Consider the following 1,757-nt stretch of genomic DNA (forward strand, 5'->3'; position numbering starts at 1 on the left):
TACTCCAGCTGTAGATCGTGATCTTGTTGGTGAGGGCCAGTGCGGAGACGAGCACGGCCACCGTTGATCATCGTGAGTTGTGTGGACAAACGACGAGACGGTGGCCGCAGGTCACAGCATAGATCTCGCCCGTTGGCGGGAGGCGTTCGAGGTGGCCATGGGCAGGATCGCGGGCCGCTTCGCCCGATATGAACCCCGCCTGCGGGCCGGGCGGTTGGTCTTGGGTCTGCTGTCGGACCTGCCTCGCAAGAATTGCTGGACGATCGCGGAGTGGGCCGGGGAGACCAGCCCGCACGGCATGCAGCATCTGCTGTGCCGGGCCGTCTGGGATGCCGATGCCGTCCGCGATGACGTGCGTGAGTACGTGGTCGAGCACCTCCATGATGAGGCCGCGGTGCTGGTCGTCGACGAGACCGGCGACGTGAAGAAGGGCACCCACACCGTCGCCGTCCAGCGCCAGTACACCGGAACGGCCGGCAGGATCGAGAACTCCCAGGTCGCGGTCTACCTCGTCTACGCGGGCACGCGCGGACACGCGGCGGTGGACCGGGAGCTGTACATCCCACGTTCCTGGACGTGTGACCCGGACCGCTGCCGGGCCGCAGGGCTCGGCGAGGACACTGTCTTCGCGACCAAGCCGGAACTGGCCCGCACGATGATCGAGCGGTTCCTGGACGCGGGACACCATGTGGGCTGGGTCACCGGCGACGAGGTCTACGGCAGCAACCCGAAACTGCGCACGGCTCTGCAGGAACGCGGCATCGGCTACGTCCTCGCGGTGGCCTGCTCGGCCGAAGTCCCCACCACAGCAGGCAAGTTCCGGGCAGACCGCCTGGTCAAGCGGCTGCCGAAGAGGGCCTGGCAGAAGCTGTCGGCCGGTCGCGGCGCGAAGGGGCACCGCTTCTACGACTGGGCGGTCATCGACCTCGCCGACCCTGGCCCGGGCCATCACCAGTTGTTGATCCGCCGTAACCGCGCCACCGGTGAACTCGCCTACTACCGCTGCCTTTCACCCCAACCGGTGCCGCTGGCCGAGTTGGTGCGGGTCGCCGGATCCAGATGGCGGGTGGAGGAGACCTTCCAGACCGAGAAGGGGCTGGCCGGACTCGATGAGCACCAGGTCCGCCGCTACCCCTCTTGGACCCGCTGGGTCACCCTCGTCATGCTCGCCCACGCCTTCCTCGCCGTCGTCCGAGCCGACGAACACGCCCGCCGTCCCGGAGCGGTCGACCTGGTCCCGCTGTCCTGCAACGAGATCCAGCGCCTGTTCACCGCGCTCGTCGTCCGGCCAGCCCACGACGCAGCCCACCGGCTCGCCTGGTCCGACTGGAGACGCCGCCATCAAGCCCAATCCCGCACCAGTCACTACCGGCGGCAAGCCGCATTCCGGACGTGAATGTCCCGTGCCATTGAACCTTGAGCGTGCCAGTCCAGTGTGATGGCCTCAACCACGCTGAATGATCAGCCCTGCGGGTCCTGCGGCTTGACCTCGACCTCACGCAGACTCTGATCCCTGAGCTCGGCGCGTGCCTCCGTGCGATGGCCTCGGGCGATGTAGTCCCGCACAACCAATTCGACGGCGTCCTGAGGCGATCCGACCCCGGCAAGGACCATCACCTCCACTACCAGCTCGGCATCGAGACTGATGCTGATCTTGGCCACGGTGCTCCCCTTCGTCGCGTTGCATCCGGACCTTAGCCGCTCAAGGAATCGATGGCACGAAACAATGAAGATCACGATCTACAGCTGGAGTATTA

Annotated in this window: 2 protein-coding genes; one reads left to right on the forward strand and one right to left on the reverse strand. The window is 66.5% G+C overall.

The genetic code is table 11. The annotated features are described in order from the left end of the window. Nucleotides 1–157: 157 nt before the first annotated feature. Nucleotides 158–1,396, forward strand: a complete 1,239-nt coding sequence (locus ACWD26_RS44070) for an IS701 family transposase (RefSeq protein ID WP_451279406.1) — start codon at nt 158–160, stop codon at nt 1,394–1,396. A 65-nt stretch (nt 1,397–1,461) separates the two neighbouring features. Here the strand turns inward: ACWD26_RS44070 and ACWD26_RS44075 are convergent, their stop codons facing one another. Further along, complete coding sequence (locus tag ACWD26_RS44075; protein WP_451279404.1) at nt 1,462–1,662, reverse strand: type II toxin-antitoxin system VapB family antitoxin; 201 nt, start codon at nt 1,660–1,662, stop codon at nt 1,462–1,464. Nucleotides 1,663–1,757 lie beyond the last annotated feature (95 nt).

The sequence above is a fragment of the Streptomyces sp. NPDC002787 genome (genome assembly GCF_053592095.1).

Coding starts and splice junctions, on each gene's coding strand:
- ACWD26_RS44070 (WP_451279406.1), top strand. CDS start 158: ATGGGCAGGATCGCGGGCCGCTTCGCCCGATATGAACCCCGCCTGCGG.